17 protein-coding genes are annotated in these 15,146 nt (G+C 70.9%); 9 read left to right on the top strand and 8 right to left on the bottom strand.

Annotated elements, in window-relative coordinates:
• Entirely contained in the window at positions 1-1,182 is a 1,182-nt protein-coding gene (locus ACIRSS_RS28180) for an ABC transporter ATP-binding protein (RefSeq protein WP_400900057.1), read from the top strand.
• 59 nt (positions 1,183-1,241) lie between these two features.
• On the opposite strand, the gene ACIRSS_RS28175 is transcribed toward ACIRSS_RS28180, so the two are convergent.
• The gene (locus ACIRSS_RS28175) at positions 1,242-1,811 is read right to left on the bottom strand and encodes a dihydrofolate reductase family protein (RefSeq protein ID WP_400900055.1); all 570 of its coding nucleotides are present in this window, start codon (positions 1,809-1,811) and stop codon (positions 1,242-1,244) included.
• A gap of 83 nt (positions 1,812-1,894) precedes the next feature.
• Positions 1,895-2,758, bottom strand: coding sequence for a hypothetical protein (locus tag ACIRSS_RS28170; protein ID WP_400901885.1), 864 nt, complete (start codon positions 2,756-2,758; stop codon positions 1,895-1,897).
• A 285-nt stretch (positions 2,759-3,043) separates the two neighbouring features.
• Between ACIRSS_RS28170 and ACIRSS_RS28165 the strand changes: the two genes are divergently transcribed.
• Together ACIRSS_RS28165 and ACIRSS_RS28160 are read left to right on the top strand one after the other, a co-directional pair.
• Positions 3,044-3,238, top strand: a complete 195-nt coding sequence (locus ACIRSS_RS28165; RefSeq protein ID WP_400900053.1) for a PspC domain-containing protein — start codon at positions 3,044-3,046, stop codon at positions 3,236-3,238.
• Between the two features lie 40 nt (positions 3,239-3,278).
• Positions 3,279-5,090 (top strand): HEAT repeat domain-containing protein, encoded by a 1,812-nt coding sequence (locus tag ACIRSS_RS28160; RefSeq protein ID WP_400900051.1) that lies wholly within the window; start codon positions 3,279-3,281, stop codon positions 5,088-5,090.
• Here the strand turns inward: ACIRSS_RS28160 and ACIRSS_RS28155 are convergent.
• The 3 genes from ACIRSS_RS28155 to ACIRSS_RS28145 all read right to left on the bottom strand — a co-directional run bounded on the left by ACIRSS_RS28155 (position 5,083) and on the right by ACIRSS_RS28145 (position 6,665).
• Complete coding sequence (locus tag ACIRSS_RS28155; RefSeq protein ID WP_400901883.1) at positions 5,083-5,247, bottom strand: DUF397 domain-containing protein; 165 nt, start codon at positions 5,245-5,247, stop codon at positions 5,083-5,085. The two genes, ACIRSS_RS28160 and ACIRSS_RS28155, sit on opposite strands and share 8 nt — an antisense overlap.
• 18 nt (positions 5,248-5,265) lie before the next feature.
• Complete coding sequence (locus tag ACIRSS_RS28150) at positions 5,266-5,916, bottom strand: Scr1 family TA system antitoxin-like transcriptional regulator (RefSeq protein WP_400900049.1); 651 nt, start codon at positions 5,914-5,916, stop codon at positions 5,266-5,268.
• Between the two features lie 83 nt (positions 5,917-5,999).
• Complete coding sequence (locus ACIRSS_RS28145) at positions 6,000-6,665, bottom strand: TetR/AcrR family transcriptional regulator (protein ID WP_400900047.1); 666 nt, start codon at positions 6,663-6,665, stop codon at positions 6,000-6,002.
• A gap of 120 nt (positions 6,666-6,785) precedes the next feature.
• Between ACIRSS_RS28145 and ACIRSS_RS28140 the strand changes: the two genes are divergently transcribed.
• From ACIRSS_RS28140 to ACIRSS_RS28125, 4 genes are read left to right on the top strand one after another with little or no spacing between them, the layout of a single operon-like run.
• A complete protein-coding gene (locus tag ACIRSS_RS28140) occupies positions 6,786-8,285 on the top strand; it encodes an MFS transporter (RefSeq protein ID WP_400900045.1) in 1,500 nt (499 codons plus the stop codon).
• Positions 8,286-8,344: 59 nt separating this feature from the next.
• Positions 8,345-8,839 (top strand): SigE family RNA polymerase sigma factor, encoded by a 495-nt coding sequence (locus ACIRSS_RS28135; RefSeq protein WP_400900043.1) that lies wholly within the window; start codon positions 8,345-8,347, stop codon positions 8,837-8,839.
• The gene (locus ACIRSS_RS28130) at positions 8,839-9,579 is read left to right on the top strand and encodes a hypothetical protein (protein WP_400900041.1); all 741 of its coding nucleotides are present in this window, start codon (positions 8,839-8,841) and stop codon (positions 9,577-9,579) included. Before ACIRSS_RS28135 ends, ACIRSS_RS28130 begins: the two co-directional genes overlap by 1 nt.
• A 23-nt stretch (positions 9,580-9,602) precedes the next feature.
• Positions 9,603-10,376 (top strand): hypothetical protein, encoded by a 774-nt coding sequence (locus ACIRSS_RS28125; protein ID WP_400900039.1) that lies wholly within the window; start codon positions 9,603-9,605, stop codon positions 10,374-10,376.
• Here the strand turns inward: ACIRSS_RS28125 and ACIRSS_RS28120 are convergent.
• The 3 genes from ACIRSS_RS28120 to corA all read right to left on the bottom strand — a co-directional run bounded on the left by ACIRSS_RS28120 (position 10,373) and on the right by corA (position 13,113).
• Positions 10,373-11,212 (bottom strand): chromosome partitioning protein ParB, encoded by an 840-nt coding sequence (locus tag ACIRSS_RS28120; RefSeq protein WP_400900037.1) that lies wholly within the window; start codon positions 11,210-11,212, stop codon positions 10,373-10,375. The two genes, ACIRSS_RS28125 and ACIRSS_RS28120, sit on opposite strands and share 4 nt — an antisense overlap.
• Positions 11,209-11,859, bottom strand: a complete 651-nt coding sequence (locus ACIRSS_RS28115) for a metallophosphoesterase (RefSeq protein WP_400900035.1) — start codon at positions 11,857-11,859, stop codon at positions 11,209-11,211. The genes ACIRSS_RS28120 and ACIRSS_RS28115 overlap by 4 nt, the downstream gene beginning before the upstream one ends.
• Positions 11,860-12,030: 171 nt before the next feature.
• A complete protein-coding gene (corA, locus tag ACIRSS_RS28110; protein ID WP_400900033.1) occupies positions 12,031-13,113 on the bottom strand; it encodes a magnesium/cobalt transporter CorA in 1,083 nt (360 codons plus the stop codon).
• Positions 13,114-13,442: 329 nt separating this feature from the next.
• On the opposite strand from corA, the gene ACIRSS_RS28105 reads away from it, so the two are divergent.
• Both ACIRSS_RS28105 and ACIRSS_RS28100 read left to right on the top strand, forming a co-directional pair.
• Positions 13,443-13,946, top strand: a complete 504-nt coding sequence (locus tag ACIRSS_RS28105) for a MaoC family dehydratase (RefSeq protein ID WP_372672231.1) — start codon at positions 13,443-13,445, stop codon at positions 13,944-13,946.
• Positions 13,947-13,953: 7 nt separating this feature from the next.
• A complete protein-coding gene (locus tag ACIRSS_RS28100; protein WP_400900031.1) occupies positions 13,954-15,048 on the top strand; it encodes a DUF2332 domain-containing protein in 1,095 nt (364 codons plus the stop codon).
• Positions 15,049-15,146: the final 98 nt, after the last annotated feature.

The raw sequence follows: 15,146 nt of genomic DNA, 5'->3' as shown, positions 1-15,146 counted from the left end.
ATGGCTGAAATCGTCCTCGACAAGGTGTCGAAGAAGTACCCCGACGGCGCGCTCGCGGTGTCCGAAGTGGACATCACCATCGCCGACGGCGAGTTCATCATCCTGGTCGGCCCGTCCGGCTGCGGGAAGTCGACGACGCTGAACATGGTGGCGGGCCTGGAGGACATCTCCTCCGGCGAGCTGCGCATCGACGGCAAGCGCGTCAACGAGAAGGCCCCGAAGGACCGGGACATCGCGATGGTGTTCCAGTCCTACGCGCTCTACCCGCACATGAGCGTCCGGGAGAACATGGCCTTCCCGCTGCGGCTGGCGAAGGTCGACGACAAGACCGTCCGGGCGAAGGTCGAAGAGGCGGCGCAGATCCTCGACCTGACCCAGCACCTGGACCGCAAGCCGGCCAACCTCTCCGGTGGCCAGCGGCAGCGCGTCGCGATGGGCCGGGCGATCGTCCGCAGCCCCAAGGCGTTCCTGATGGACGAGCCACTGTCCAACCTGGACGCCAAGCTGCGCGGCCAGATGCGCACGTCGGTGTCGAAGATCCAGAAGCAGCTCGGCACGACGACGCTGTACGTCACGCACGACCAGACCGAGGCCATGACCCTGGGCGACCGGGTCGTGGTGCTGCGCGGCGGGTACGTGCAGCAGATCGGCGCGCCGCAGTTCCTCTACGACAACCCGGCGAACCTGTTCGTGGCCGGGTTCATCGGCTCGCCGTCGATGAACTTCGTCCCGGCGACGCTGGAGAACAACGAGCTGCGCAGTGCCCTGGGCACGACGCCGCTGACGGACCGCGTCCGGCAGCTGGTGGAGAAGGCCGGTGCGCCGCGTGAGCTGATCGTCGGCATCCGGCCGGAGCACTTCGAGGACGCGGCGCTGGTCGAGGCCGGCCAGAAGGCGCAGGGCGCCACGTTCACCGCGCACATCGACGTGCTGGAGTCGATGGGCTCGGAGAAGTTCGCCCACTTCACGCTGGAGGGCGACGTCGCGACGTCCGAGGAGCTGGCGGAGCTGGCCGCGGACAGCGGTTCGTCCGACGTCCCGGGCGCGGAGTCCCAGATCGTGGCCCGGCTGTCGGCGGAGTCGTCCGCGGCGGAGAACGCGGACCTCGAAGTCTGGTACGACGCGGACAAGATCAAGCTGTTCGACCCCGCGAACGGCAAGAACCTCACCTACGAGGACTGACCGCTGGTTCGTGGAGGCCTCCTCACCGGTTTTGCCCGGTGAGGAGGCCTTCACGGCGTTCAGGGGTGCCGGGTGGGGCGGTAGACGAGCTCCTGGGTACGGCCGTCGAGCGTGCGGGCGTCGAGGAGCTCGAGGTCGAAGTCCTCGACGCCCGCGAAGATCGGGCCGTCGCCGGTCTTGCCGGTGAGCACCGGGAAGACCGTCACCTGGACGCGGTCGACGAGCCCGGCGGCCAGCAGCGCCCGGTTCAGCGACAGGCTGCCGTGCGAGCGCAACGGCACGTCGGACTCCTCCTTGAGCCGCGCGACGACGTCCACCGCGTCGCCGCTCACGACGGTCGCGTCGGGCCAGTCCAGCGGGCCGCGCAGCGTGCTCGAGATGACCGTGGCCGGCAGGCTCCGCATCCGACGCACCCATGGGTCGAACGCCTCGTCGTCGCCGGCGAGCATTTCCACGTTCGACCGGAAGGTGGTGGCGCCGAAGACCATCCGCGGGTCGTCGCGGTACTGCGCGAGGCGGTGCGCGAGCAGCTCGGGGCCCTGCTTGCCCCAGTAGCCGCCCCAGTCGCCGTGGTGGCTGCCGAAGCCGTCGAGGCTGGTGAAGACGTCGAAGGTGTAGGTCGCGGTCATTGGCGTTCCTTTCCCGGGTGCCGGTCTGTCACCTGGGCTACGAACCGGCCGGGCGCGATCCGACAACCGTCGCGGAAAAGTTCCTAAGCCGTCGGGAGCAGCGGCAGGATCGCGTTCGCCGCGGTGCGGGCCTGGGCGCACGTGCCGTCGCCCGCGGTGCCCGCCGTCTCCACGACGCTGAGCTCCGCCAGTTCGTGGCGGCCCGGCAGGCCCGGCGCCGGCTGCGTCGTGTCCACCAGGCAGAACGCGCCCGCCAGCCGGACGACGGCCGGCCGCCCGCCGAGCGTCTCGGGCGGTGCCGACGGTTCGTCCGTCCGCACCGTCAGCTTGAGGCTCACCTTGCCGCGGATGCAGCTGTGCCCGGACAGTCCCGTCGCCGGCCGGCTGCCCGCCCCCGCGACGGCGTCGAGGCCGGGTTTGTCGAGCAGCACGCACGGTGCCACCAGGCCCCACGACCGGTCCGGGAACTTCAGCCGCCCCACCTTGTTCGAGGTGATCGCGGTCAGCGCCGAGCCGACGGCCGCGTCCGCGACACCGCAGCGCGCGGCCTGGTCGTCGCCGGCGTCGGTGACCGACAGGTCGAGTCGGTTGCCGTCGGCGAAGGTGATCGCGCGGGTGCACGTGCTGTGGTCGTTGAACATCGACTGCTGGATCGCGACGCCGTCCGGGACCGGCCCGGGGTAGGCGTAGGGCCGGATGTTCGGGTCGGAGTCGAAGGCCAGCGGCCCCACGAGGATCGTGCGCCCGCCGGCGTCGGCCCGGCAGGTCTCGAACGTCGGGGCCGCGACGGCGCCGGGCGCGACGGCGGGCACGTCGAGCAGGCTGCAGTAGTCGACGGTCGCGTAGTCCCCGAGCGCGGCGGACGCGGTCAGCGGAGTCGGCCCGGAAGTCTGCTCCGGCGTGGCTTGGGTCTGCGCGCACCCGGCGGTGAGCAGGGCGCAGACCATCGCGACGACCAAAGTTTTCGGACGGGGGTACACGGTGAGCCAGTATCGCCGCATCGGGCGGAAAAGCCAGCCCTGACGGGGACATCTCTCAGTATCTTCCCAGCATCGGAAGCAGAACGCGCAGGTCACCGGAGTGCGGCCCGGTTTCCGGGGTTTCCCGCGGCCGTCCGAACGTTTTTCGCTTTTACCGTCCCCTAAGGGAGCGATCCTTCGCGCGAGCGATGCGGAAGCGGGTACTCCGGTGGTGAAGTGGAGATATCGGAACTTCGAGGAAAGGGAAAAACGATGAGCGCACCGGTCACGCGACGGCTGTCCCGTCCCCGCTACGGCCGCATGATCGGCGGGGTGTGCGCGGGTCTCGCCCAGCGGTGGGGCATGAAGACGAGCACCGTGCGGCTGCTGGCCGTGCTGTCGTGCCTGCTGCCCGGGCCGCAGTTCGTGGCGTACCTGATCCTGTGGGCGATCATCCCGTCCGAGTAAAGCCGTTGGTGCGCAAGGAAAAGATCGCTACGCTGCGCCGATGGCCTGGGATGACCACTGGAGCCTGATGCTCCGCGACCTCTCCGGGGACTCGTTCAGCGAGGCCTACGAGCAGCTGTCGGACACGCTCGTGCCCGCGTCCGGCTGGAACCCGGACGCGGCCGAGGCCTTGCCCGCGCTGCTGACCTACGTCGAGCACCCGGACTCGCCGGAGCGGGCCGACGTGGCCGAGATCGTCCACGACCTCGCCCACCGGGCCCGTGCGGTGGCGGACGACGGGTGGCGGGCGGCGTGGCCGGCCGCCGTGCCGCGGCTGCTCGCCCTGGTGGAAGACGACGACGTCGCCGTGCGGCGGGCCGCGGTGCTGGTCCTGGGCGAACACCCGGACCCGGCGGTGCTGGCCGCGCTGCTGGACCGCTGGCCCGGGGAGACGTCCGAGGCGGTCCGGCTGGGGCTCGTGATCGCGGTCGGGGAGCTGGGCGGCGAGGACGTGCTGCCGTGGCTGGCCGAGCGCGAAGAGACCGACGCGATCCACGCCGCGGCCCTGACCACGACCGCCCGGATCACCGGCGAGGCGCCGGTCGAGCGGCTCGCCGACCTGCTGTGCGGGGACGTGACGGCCTTCGCGGGCCTGCACGGCTACGAGCGGCCGGCCCCGGTCCGCTGGGCCGCCGGGCGCCTGGCTCCCGGACCGCGTGAGGAACTCCTGGTCGCCCTGGCCGCGCGTCCGAACCGGCGTTCGGCGGCGATGGGCGTCGTGCTGGGCGAGATCGCGGACCGGCGGTCGGCCGTCGAGGGGCTGCTCCCGCTGGTCGGAGCGTTGCTGGACACGCCGGAGCGGAGCGCGGCGGCCGCGGTGCTCGGGGGCGTGGCGCCGGCGTCGGCGGAGTACGCCGACCAGCTGTTCGCGCTCGCGGACGACCCGCAGGCCCGCGACTACGCGCTGTGGGCGTTGCTGCGGCTGAAGGACGCCCGGTGCGTCGAGCCGCTGCTCGCGCGGTTCCGCACGCGCGAGCACGTGTTGATGACGGGTGGCGTCGGCGGCCGCGGACGGGGGAACTGGAGCTTGTTCAGGGCGCCGGGGGCGCACCAGATGCTGATGGACGCCCCGGAGTTCGCGCCCGCGTTCCTGCCGTGGGTGGGCGAGGTGCTGGACCCCAGCGCCCATCGGCACACGGTGTGGCCGTTGACCAGGTTGTTGCGGGAGTGGGGCCCGGCGGGCGCGCAGGCCGCCCCGCATCTGAAGCGGCTGCTCCGCGCCGACGACCCGCACACGGTGGAGTGGTGCGCGGACGCGCTCGCGGACGTCGGTGGCGAATCGGCGGTCCGGGAGCTGAAGAAGATCGCGAAGGGCCGCAGAAGGCCGTGGCGCACGCGCGCGGCGGCGGCGACGGCCTGCGCCCGCCTCGGCGGCGACCCGGGGTTGGCGGTGGAGCTGCTGGAGAGCGCGCTCGAGGCGGGCGAAATGTCGGCGGTCGTGTGGGCGGCGGCCCTGGGGGAGATGGGGGCGCCCCTGGCGGACGTGCTGCGCGCGTGCCACGCGGACGACCGGGGGACGGAGGTGGCCATCGCGGCGGCGCTGGGCCGCGTCACGGGTGTGGTGGAGGAAGCGCTGCCGGTGCTCCTGCGGGCGCTGGAGGGTGTGGAGCCGGACCTGATCGAGTCGCACACGACCGAGGCGGCGCGCTCGCTGGCGAAGCTGGGACCGTTGCCGGCATCGGCTGCCCCGGTGCTACGGGACTTGCTGGCGACCGACGGGCGGTTTTCCCGCTCGGACGGCTGCGACCTGTTCCGCGAGGACGACGCGTTCCGCCGGGACGTCGCCCGGGCGTTGGAGAACTGCGCTAGCTGATGGAGCGGAGGAAGCCGCGCCAGGAAGAGGGGTTGACGGTGAGGTGCGGGCCGGAGGGGTCTTTGGAGTCCCGCACCGCGATGGTCGGTGTGGCGAAGGCGACCTCGACGCAAGCTTGGTTTTCATCGCCGCTGAAGCTGCTCTTGCGCCACACCATCGGGTCCACCGCGCGCTCCTACTCGCTCAGCGCGAGTTTACCGATGTCCCTGAACCGTCGGGAAAGCTCGGCGAGCTGGACCGGCTTCACCAACTGCAGGCTTCCCGCCGGGCGATGAGCACATGCGGTTCCGCGATCGGCCTCACCCGCGATCGGCCTCACCAGCGCGGTTTCGTCGACGATCGCGTGCAGGCGCAGCGGATGATCGCCCTTCAGCCGCTCGCAGCGGCGCATCCGTACGTGCAACTTGTGGTTGCGTTCGCGGGTGCCGTGGTGGGCGTATAGGGCGCGGGCGAAGCTTTCGGTCTGCAGGAGCCCGGGCACGTACGCCAGCTCGAAGTTCCGGACCGAAACCGCCTCCGCCTCGAGCGCCGGGTAGCTGTTGACCGACACCCCCTCGATCCGGTTCTGGTTGGGCCGCTTCGCCTCCCGCGCGATGTCGACCACCCGTACCAGGTCGTCCTCGGGCAGCCGGTACAGCTCCGCCATCGCCCGGGCGTGCAGCGGGTGGATCGCGCCCTGGCCCTTCTCCATCCGCGAGAGCGTGCTCTTGGAGATGTCCAAGTCGCCGCCGGCCTGTTCCAGCGTCAGTCCGGCCTTTTCCCGCCAGGCCTTCAGCTCGCGTCCGAGCTGCAACCGCCTGATCGCCGGAACGCTGTAGTACGCCACCCGCACCTCCCCGTCGCCATGATCGCGCGGGGTGCAGTGTCCGGGCGGGAGGGCGGCGCCGGGATCCCGCGCCGATCACCCCATCAGGGGCGCCAGCAGGACATCGCGCGGTCGATCTCCTGCTCGTCGAGCGGCGGGCGGGTCAGCTGCGAGGGCTTGCCGGGCTCGGCGCGGAGCCCGTCGAGCAGCATGCCGAGGCTGCGGCGCCACAGGTCCGGGTCGACCGCGCACGTGAACTCGACCACCGAGCCGACCATCATGTGCACGAGCGCCATGTCCGACGGAGCGAAGTCCGCCCGGAGCCCACCGGCGTCCTGCGCCCGCTCGACGAGCTGTGTGATCAACGGCACCATGCGGGCTTTTTCTTCGGCGACGTGCTCGTGACCGAACTTGTTGGACAGCATGATTTCGCGCAGTCCGCGGTCGGCGGAGTGCATCTCGGCCGCTTTCCAGGTGAAGTCGACGAACGCCTGCCAGGGGTCGTCCGCCTTCAGCGCTTCCGACGCGAGATCGCCGATCTCTTCCATCCGCTCCGCGAACATGGCCTCGACCAGGTGTTCCTTGCTGGGGAACCGGCGGTAGACCGTGCCGACGCCGAGTCCGGCGTGGTGGGCGATGTCGTCCAGCGTGGCCTCGAGCCCACGTTGGCCGAACACTTCGCGGGCCGACGCGAGGATGCGACGGCGGTTGAGTTCAGCGTCACGCCGCAGCGGCCGCGCCGGTGCGGCGGGACCAGCGTCCCGTGCCATGCCGTCCAGTCTAGCCCCTGAAGTAGAGGCGCCATCTCCGGTTCTTGTGTACCTTGGGTCGCGTAAGGGGAGATACCTACTCCACATAGCTTCCTGATCACTCCCAGTGAGGGGACACCCATGTCCGAATCCACTCTCGCCGTCGCGCCGCCGGGGGACGCGCGCGCCGCCGAGAACCCCCACCACAGCCGCAGATGGCTGATCCTGGTGATGATCGGCATCGCCCAGCTGATGGTCGTGCTGGACGCGACCGTCGTGAACATCGCGCTCCCGTCCGCGCAGGTCGACCTCGGCTTCTCGAACGACGCGCGCCAGTGGGTCGTCACGGCGTACGCGCTCGCGTTCGGCAGCCTGCTGCTGCTCGGCGGCCGCCTGGCCGACCTCTTCGGCCGCAAGAACACGCTGCTCGTCGGCCTGGCCGGCTTCGCCGCGGTGTCCGCTCTCGGCGGCTTCGCGACCAACATCGAGATGCTGCTGATCGCCCGCGCGGCCCAGGGTGTCTTCGGCGCGTTGCTCGCGCCCGCCACGCTTTCGCTGCTCACCACGACGTTCACCGACCCGAAGGAACGCGGTCGCGCGTTCGGCGTGTTCGGCGCCATCGGCGGTGGCGGCGCGGCGGTCGGCCTGCTGCTCGGCGGCGTGCTCACCGAGTACCTCGACTGGCGCTGGTGCATGTTCGTGAACATCATCTTCGCGGTCGTCGCGTTCGTCGGCAGCTCGGTCCTGCTGCGCAACCAGCGGGACGCCGGCCCGCGCCCGAAGCTCGACCTGCCGGGCACGATCACCGCGTCCGCCGGTCTGTTCGCGCTGGTCTACGGCTTCGCGAACGCTGAGTCGGACTCGTGGTCGTCGGTGTCGGTGTGGGGCTTCCTAGCCGGTGGAGTGGCGCTGCTGGGCGTCTTCGTGTGGCTGCAGCAGCGCGTCTCGCACCCGCTGCTCCCGCTGCGCGTCCTGCTCGACCGCAACCGCGGTGGCTCCTACCTGGCGATGTTCCTGCTGGCCATCGGCATGTTCGCGATCTTCCTGTTCCTGACGTTCTACGTGCAGCAGAACCTGCGGTTCACGCCGATCCAGAGCGGCCTCGGGTTCCTCCCGATGGTGGCGACGCTGATGCTGGCCGCGACGACGGCGACGGCCGTCCTGTTGCCGCGTTTCGGCCCGCGTCCGCTGGTCCCGACCGGCATGGCGATCGCCGCGGTGGGCCTGTTCTGGCTGAGCGGCATCGGCCTCGACAGCACGTACGCGTCCGGCGTGCTCGGCCCGCTGCTGGTGATGGGCTTCGGCATCGGCCTGGCGATGGCGCCGGCGATGAGCGTCGCGACGTTCGGCGTCGAGGCGCACGACGCGGGCGTCGCGTCGGCCGCGGTCAACACGATGCAGCAGGTCGGCGGCTCGATCGGCACGGCGCTACTGTCGACGCTGGCGGGCAACGCGGCGACGTCGTACCTCGCGGGCAAGGTCCCGACCCCGCAACTGGCGGCCGAGGCGGCGATCGAGAGCTACACAACGGCGTTCACCTGGGCGGCCGTGATCTTCGCGGCCGGCGCGCTGCTCAGCGGCCTGCTGCTGCGCCCGGGCGTCCCGAAGGGTGAAGCCGCTCCCGGCGCCGTGCACATTTGATTGAACCTTCCCGGCCCTCCGCGCACTAGTAAGACTGGGATCGTGCGAAGGAGGGCCGGGTGGGGGCGTCGAGAGACCTCGATTTCAGCGAGTACTTCGCGGCGCGGGTGCAGCGGTTCCGCCGGGTGGCGTTCGCGTTCTGCGGCGACTGGCACGAGGCCGAGGACCTGGTCCAGGCCATGTTCGTGCAGCTGTACCGGCGCTGGCGCCGCGTCCGCCCGGACACGGCGGACGCGTACGCGCGCCGCATCCTGCTGAACCTCTTCCTCGCCGGGCGGCGCAAGTCCGGCCGCGAGTACGTGACGGCTGTGGTCCCGGAGACGGAGTCGCCGCCGGGCCGGGACACGCCGCTGCGCCTCGACGTGGAGCGCGCGCTGTCCGGGTTGACGCCCCGCCGGCGCGCGATGGTCGTGCTCCGGTTCCTCGAGGATCTCCCGGTGACGGAGGTCGCGTCACTGCTCGGCATCGCCGAAGGCACGGTCAAGTCCCAGACGGCCCGCGGGGTGGAAGCCCTGCGCGCGGCCTTGCCCTTCCCGACGAGCGAGGAGCGGTGATGGAAGACGTCCGGACCGCGCTGACGGCGTACGTGACCGAGGGCGAGCCGCCCCTGGGTCTCACCGGCGAAGCTGTCCTGTCGGCGGCCCGCCTGTCCCGCCGCCGGCACCTGCTGACGGGGGCGGCGGCGCTGGCCGTGGTGGTGCTGGCGTTGGGGCTGGCGGTGCTGGTGCTGCCGGGCCGCAACCCGGTGGCGGCGCGGCCGTGCCCGTCCGCGACCGACACGCGGTCGGCGCTGGTCGACCGGCTGAGCTGCCTGGTCGGGAATGCGGTGCGGTCGCTGTTGCCTTCGGACGTGCGGATCTCGCGGTTGACGATCCCGGGGGAGACCCCGCCGGCGGATCCGTTCCACCTGGTCGCCGACCCGATCGGAGCCGCCCCGGGGGAGGCGATCTTCCACATGGGGGTGCGGGTGACGGACGCGTCGGGGTCCGGGGCGGTGTACGTGTTGATCCTGCCCGGCCGTTCGGGCGGCCCGGCGTGCGGCGAGCCGGGGGAGATCACGTGCCGCACGGAACCGACACCCCGGGGAGTCACGTGGCTGTCGACGCTGCGCACCGGTGACGCGGTGAAGTACCGGGTGGCGCTCGCCGGGCCGGACTCGCTGGTGGAGTTCTGGTCCACCGACAGCGGGGTTTTGGAGCAGTCGGGCGTGCGGTTGCCGAAGCAGCGTCCGGAGCCGACGTTGAGTTTGGACCAGGTGCGCGAATTGGCGTTGACTCCGGGGTTGGATTTCTGAAGGTGCTCGAACGTTGGGGAACCGTGCCAGACGGCGCAGTAGCGTCCACTGTGGACGCTTTCGGCCGGGTCATCGCGCTGTCGGCCGACGGTGAGCTGCGGGTGGACGGGACGTCGTGCGGTCGGGTGGCCGAGCCGGGCCGGTTCCCGAAGATCGACGCGGCCGGCGATGGGTTCGTCCTGGTGAACAGCCGGTGCCGGATCCGGGCCGGCTTCGAGCCGCCGCGCAACGGGCGGATCCTCGACGGCGCCGGGCAGGTCGTGACCGCGTTCCACGCCGGAGACGGGATCGAGGAACTGGTCACCGGGCCCACCGGCGAGATCTGGGTCAGCTACTTCGACGAGGCCTCGATCGGCGACCGCCACCACCCCGGCCTGATCCGCTGGACCGCCGCGGCCGAACCGGCGTGGTGGGCGATCGACGACCCGGTCCGCTTGTCCTGGATGGACTGCTACGCGCTCAACGTCGGCGAACGGCGGACGTGGGCGGTCCCGTACACCGAAGTCCCGCTGGTGGAGGTCGGCGGCGACGGCATCCGGTCGGTGCGGCGGTGCCCGGTCCCACGAGTGCGAGGGGTCGCCGTCTCCGGCGCGGAGGCGATCTTCCTGGCCTTGGCGGGCCCACACGGCGGCTACTACCACCACCTCGTGCCCGCCGAGCTGACCGCTGACGTGGTCGTGCCGGAGCCGCCGGTCCCGCTCGACGTCCCGGACGGCAGCACCCTGCAGCGCTGGGTGTGCTGCGGCGACCGGATGTGGCTCCAGTTCGGCACCACCTGGTACGTCCTCGGGCTCTAACGCCCCCGAGACCGCAGCGTCTCGATGACCTCGTCGTCCCACCGATGGGTCCGGATCAACCGGTACCGCTCCGCGGCCACCCACATGTAAGCCTCGGCATCCGTCCGGTCCCCGATCAGCTCCGCCTGCCGCAGCATCCCCACCACCGGCACGAACTCCTCGTCGAACCACCGCTGCGCGACGCTCGCGCGGTCGCAGAACTTGCCCTCGTCCTGCATCAGCCGGAAGCCCCACGCCTCCACGTGCTCGCCCAGTTTCGCGTAGTCCCACGGGTCCGACACGATCACCGACGCCCGCGCGTGCCCCGTCAACGGCACCCGCTCCAGGAACAACCGCCGGTAGTCCTTGACGATCAGGTCGCCTCGGTGGCGGATGCCGCTCGGGTCGAGCTTGGTCCGGACCACCGTCACGAATGCCTCTATTGTGGACAGTCCCTGCGCGATCGCGACCGAAACGCGGTGGTGGCCGTCGATGATGAAGTGCAGCTCGCCGACCCGGTACACCTCGATCGGCGGGATCTCCTCGCCGCGGCGGGCCGCCAGCGCCAGGCGCTCCCAGCGCTCGCGCACCCGGGCCGACGTCGGGCGGAAGTGGCGGTCGAAGTCGCGGCTGCGGTCGACCGTGCCGACGATCGAGTCCAGTTTGATCACCCGCAACCCGATGCGGTGCTCGCCCGCGTACCCGAGCGCCTCCACCACCTCGTGGAACGGCAGCATGATGTTGACGTCGTCGGGCTCGCGACGCAGCCACGTCGACAGCCGCGAGAGCACTTGGCTCCGGCGCGCGCGGAGGAAGTCGTTCTCCGCGTCCGCGCGGGGAAACCCCGTCTCTTTCATGAGAACTCCATGATCCGGTGGCCCACCACGTTGCGGATCCGGGTTTCGCCGACGACCCGGTCCGGCACCGGCTCGCCGTGGGGGTGGATGTGCCCGTGCAGCAGCCACTTCGGCCGCAGCACGTCGATCGTCCGGTGCAGGCACGCGAACCCGCGGTGCGGCGGGTCCGCCCGGTCGCCGAGGTCCAGCGGCGGCGAGTGCGTCAGCAGGATGTCGACGTCACGGCCGTCGCGACGACGCCGCCACTTGGCGCGCCGGACCAGGCCGCGGGCCCGGCGCGCCTGCTGGCGCTGGGTCCACTGGTTCGGGCCGTCGTTGTAGCGGATCGAGCCGCCGAGTCCGGCGAACCGCAGGCCGGCGACGTCGACGACGCGGCCGTCGGCGTTGATGCCGCCCGCCGGGCCCGGCCACGCCGTCGGGAAACCGTCCTTCATGGACAGCCCGCCGTAGCGCGTGTAGCCGCTCAGGTCCGGGTCGTGGTTGCCGGGGACGAACACGCACGGCACGTCGAGCGCGCCGGCCAGGAACGCGAGGTAGTCGTACGGGAGGTCGCCCGCGCCGATGACGAGGTCGACGGAGACGGTGCGGACCGCGTCGGTCCACAACCGCTCGTCGACCTCGTCGGAGACCACCAGCGCTTTGGGCACGCACCCAGGGTACGACGCCGCGGTACTACTTCATGCCGTGCGCGAACCCGGGGTCGGCGACGATGACGAAAGTGATGACGAAGATCCACACGAGGCTGAGCGCGAGCGCCCAGAACTTGAGGTTGGACAGCATCCGGGACATGGCGAACACTCCGATGGGGGAAGAGGGGACTAGAGCCAGCCGTTCTTCCGGAATATTCGGTACAGCAACAGGCAGATCGCCAGGATCACGGTGATCACCAGCGGGTACCCGAACTTCCAGTGCAGCTCGGGCATGTAGTCGAAGTTCATCCCGTAGATGCCCGCGATCATCGTCGGGATGGTGATGATCGCCGCCCACGACGTGATCTTGCGCATGTCGGTGTTCTGCTGCAAGGAGATCTTCGCGACCGTCGCGTCGACCAGGGTGGACAGCAGCTCGTCGAACGCCGCCACCCGCTCGGACACGGTCGTGAGGTGGTCGGCGACGTCGCGGAAGTACGAGCGGACCTCGTCCGGCACCAGCCGCGTGTAGCCCTCGGCCAGCCGCTGGATCGGCGTAGCGAGCGGCATCACCGCCCGGCGCAGCTCCAGGACCTCCCGCTTCATCAGGTAGATCTGCTCGGCGCTGACCAGCGACCGGGGCGCGAAGACCTGCGCCTCCATGACGTCGATGTCGTTCTCGATCCGGCCCGTGACGTCGAGGTAGTGGTCGACGACGTGGTCGGCGATCGCGTGCACGACCGCGGACGGGCCGAGCTGCAGCCGCTCCGGGTCCTCGTCGAGCTCGCGGCGCAGGCGCGCCAGGCCCGAGTGGTTCCCGTGCCGGACGGTGATCACGAAGTCCCGGCCGAGGAACACCATGAGCTCGCCGGTCTCGACGATCTCGTTCGCCGTGGTGGGTGATTCGTGTTCGACGTACCGGACGGTCTTCACCACGAGGAACAGCGTGTCGTCGTAGCGCTCCAGCTTCGGCCGCTGGTGCGCCTCGAGGGCGTCCTCGACGGCCAGCTCGTGCAGCCCGAACGTCTCCGCGATGCCCTGGATCTGCTCGGAGTCCGGTTCGTGCAGCCCGATCCAGACGAACCCCTCGTGGCGCTTGCGGACCTCTTTGATCGCCTCGATGTGCGTCCAGCGGCCGGGCAGGCGCTCGCCCGCGACGTACACCGCGCAGTCCACGACGTACGCGGACAGCGGCACCGGGACCGGGCGGACGGGAACGGTGCCCTTGTTGCCGCGGCCGCGCAGGCCGCCGAGCGAGGGAATGGCGGGCATGGGATCTCCTGGGCGTCGTGCGTTGGTCGTGCGAGACGACTGACCAGGGGCGGAACGCGTCCGCCCGGCGACACCAGCGTTCCCGGGAAGAGAAGAAAGGCCTACCTGGAGACGACCCGTGAGGTGGGAACGCTGGGACTACTAGGGAGCGGACTATCGCCACTACTCATCGGGGTTCCTCACCTCCTTCGGGCCGGGTGCACCGCAGCTGAGAGTGCAGAGTGGTGGGGCTCGCGTTGACGCGCGAGAACCAATGGTTGAGGGTACTCCTCACTACGGATGCGTGTCGTACCAGCCTCACGCGGTGTTACGCGGACAGGAGAAGACGAGTGCAGTTCGGTCGGTACTACGAGGAGTTCGAGGTCGGTGCGGTCTACAAGCACTGGCCGGGCAAAACGGTCACCGAATACGACGACCACATGTTCTGCCTGCTCACCATGAACCACCACCCGCTGCACCTGGACGCGCACTACGCCGAGGAGACCACCGACTTCGGCAAGAACGTCGTGGTCGGGAACTACATCTACTCGCTGCTGCTCGGGATGTCCGTGCCCGACGTCTCCGGCAAGGCCATCGCGAACCTCGAGGTCGAGTCCCTCAAGCACGTCAAGCCGACGTTCCACGGCGACACGATCTACGGCGAGACCGAGGTGCTGGACAAGACGCCGTCGAAGTCCAAGGACGACCGCGGTGTCGTGTACGTCGAGACGCGCGGTTACAAGCAGGACGGCCTGATCGTGTGCACCTTCCGCCGGAAGGTGATGGTGCCCAAGCGCTCGTACGGCGAGACCCGGGGCGGGGAGCAGCCGGGCCGGCCGGTTCCGCACGAATGAGGCTCTGATGGACTTGGACGGGATCAAAGGCGTACTGCGCACGTTCGCGGAAGTCGAAGCGCGCGGGGTGTCGCCGCTGTACGAGCACCTGGCGCTGCAGGCGGCGTCCGACGACGACGTGGCGGGCCTGCTGACGTCGGCGCGGGACGGCGAGGTGCGGGCGACGCTGCTGATGGCGACCGCGCACCGGCTGGTCCAGGCCGACCCGATCCACCCGCTGTCGCGGTACTACCCGTCCCTGGGCGGGTTCGACGGCGTCGACTCGGAGACCTGGCCGCTGTTCCGGTCGTTCCTGCTGGAGCGGGCCGAGAAGGCGCGCGCGCTGATTTCGTCGCGGTACACGCAGACGAACGAGGTCCGCCGAGCCGCGCTGCTGTACCCGGGCGTGGCGCGAGCGGCTCGCGAAGCGGGCGGGAAGGTGTCGTTGCTGGAGGTCGGCTGCAGCGCCGGGCTCCTGCTGGGGCTGGACCGCTTCGGCTACCGCTACCAGTGCGACGGCGGCGAGCAGCTGACGGCCGGCCCGGCGAAGGCCGCGGTCGGGCTGCACTGCGCGCTGGACCTCGCGCCGGGCGCGGTGGCGCCGAAGCTGCCGAAGAAGCTGGCGATCCTCGACCGGGCGGGGCTGGACCGCGCGCCGGTGGACCTGTCGGACGAGGACGAGCTGGCGTGGCTGGAGGCGTGCGTCTGGGCCGACCAGCCGGACCGCATCCGGCTCCTGCGCACGGCGGCGGCCGAGCAGGCGAAGCACCGGCCCCGGCTCATCGAGGGCGACGGGGTTTCCGATTTGGCCTCCGCGGCCGCGACGCTGGAGGGGCCGCTGGTGGTGGTGACGAGCCACGCGCTGGCGTACTTCCCGGCCCCTCGGCGCGCTTCGTTCATCGAGGGGCTGGCTTCGCTGGCGGCTTCGCGGCCGGTGTGGTGGGTGTCGGAGGAGTTCTACGGCGCCGGGCTCGAGACGGTGCTGCCTGGTCGGTCGGACCTCTCCGGGGCCGACGGGCTCGCGACGCTGGGCGTCGTGCGGTGGGAAAACGGCAAGGCGGAGGCGCACGCCCTGGCCCGGACGGCCCCGCACGGGCAGCGGATGACCTGGTTGCCGCTGTAGTCAGGCGGGCTCGCGGCCGCTGGGTTCGGCCGGCGATCCTCGGCGACGACGGGGTGGCAGCGGGCTCGGGGCCGCTGGGTTCGGCTGCCCAGAAGGGC

It is taken from the genome of Amycolatopsis sp. NPDC101161 (genome assembly GCF_044768185.1).
Lineage (GTDB): Bacteria > Actinomycetota > Actinomycetes > Mycobacteriales > Pseudonocardiaceae > Amycolatopsis.
The sequence above is the reverse complement of the archived record's forward strand: the minus strand, read 5'-3'. Positions and strand labels throughout refer to the sequence as shown.

Bases quoted from the DNA above. Each gene is read 5' to 3' on its own strand.
- ACIRSS_RS28180 (WP_400900057.1), top strand. From the start codon at position 1: ATGGCTGAAATCGTCCTCGACAAGGTGTCGAAGAAGTACCCCGACGGC.
- ACIRSS_RS28130 (WP_400900041.1), top strand. From the start codon at position 8,839: ATGGAAGACGTCCGGACCGCGCTGACGGCGTACGTGACCGAGGGCGAG.
- ACIRSS_RS28100 (WP_400900031.1), top strand. From the start codon at position 13,954: ATGGACTTGGACGGGATCAAAGGCGTACTGCGCACGTTCGCGGAAGTC.
- corA (WP_400900033.1), bottom strand. From the start codon at position 13,113: ATGCCCGCCATTCCCTCGCTCGGCGGCCTGCGCGGCCGCGGCAACAAG.
- ACIRSS_RS28120 (WP_400900037.1), bottom strand. From the start codon at position 11,212: ATGAAAGAGACGGGGTTTCCCCGCGCGGACGCGGAGAACGACTTCCTC.
- ACIRSS_RS28170 (WP_400901885.1), bottom strand. From the start codon at position 2,758: ATGGTCTGCGCCCTGCTCACCGCCGGGTGCGCGCAGACCCAAGCCACG.
- ACIRSS_RS28165 (WP_400900053.1), top strand. From the start codon at position 3,044: ATGAGCGCACCGGTCACGCGACGGCTGTCCCGTCCCCGCTACGGCCGC.
- ACIRSS_RS28145 (WP_400900047.1), bottom strand. From the start codon at position 6,665: ATGGCACGGGACGCTGGTCCCGCCGCACCGGCGCGGCCGCTGCGGCGT.
- ACIRSS_RS28155 (WP_400901883.1), bottom strand. From the start codon at position 5,247: ATGGTGTGGCGCAAGAGCAGCTTCAGCGGCGATGAAAACCAAGCTTGC.
- ACIRSS_RS28175 (WP_400900055.1), bottom strand. From the start codon at position 1,811: ATGACCGCGACCTACACCTTCGACGTCTTCACCAGCCTCGACGGCTTC.
- ACIRSS_RS28140 (WP_400900045.1), top strand. From the start codon at position 6,786: ATGTCCGAATCCACTCTCGCCGTCGCGCCGCCGGGGGACGCGCGCGCC.
- ACIRSS_RS28160 (WP_400900051.1), top strand. From the start codon at position 3,279: ATGGCCTGGGATGACCACTGGAGCCTGATGCTCCGCGACCTCTCCGGG.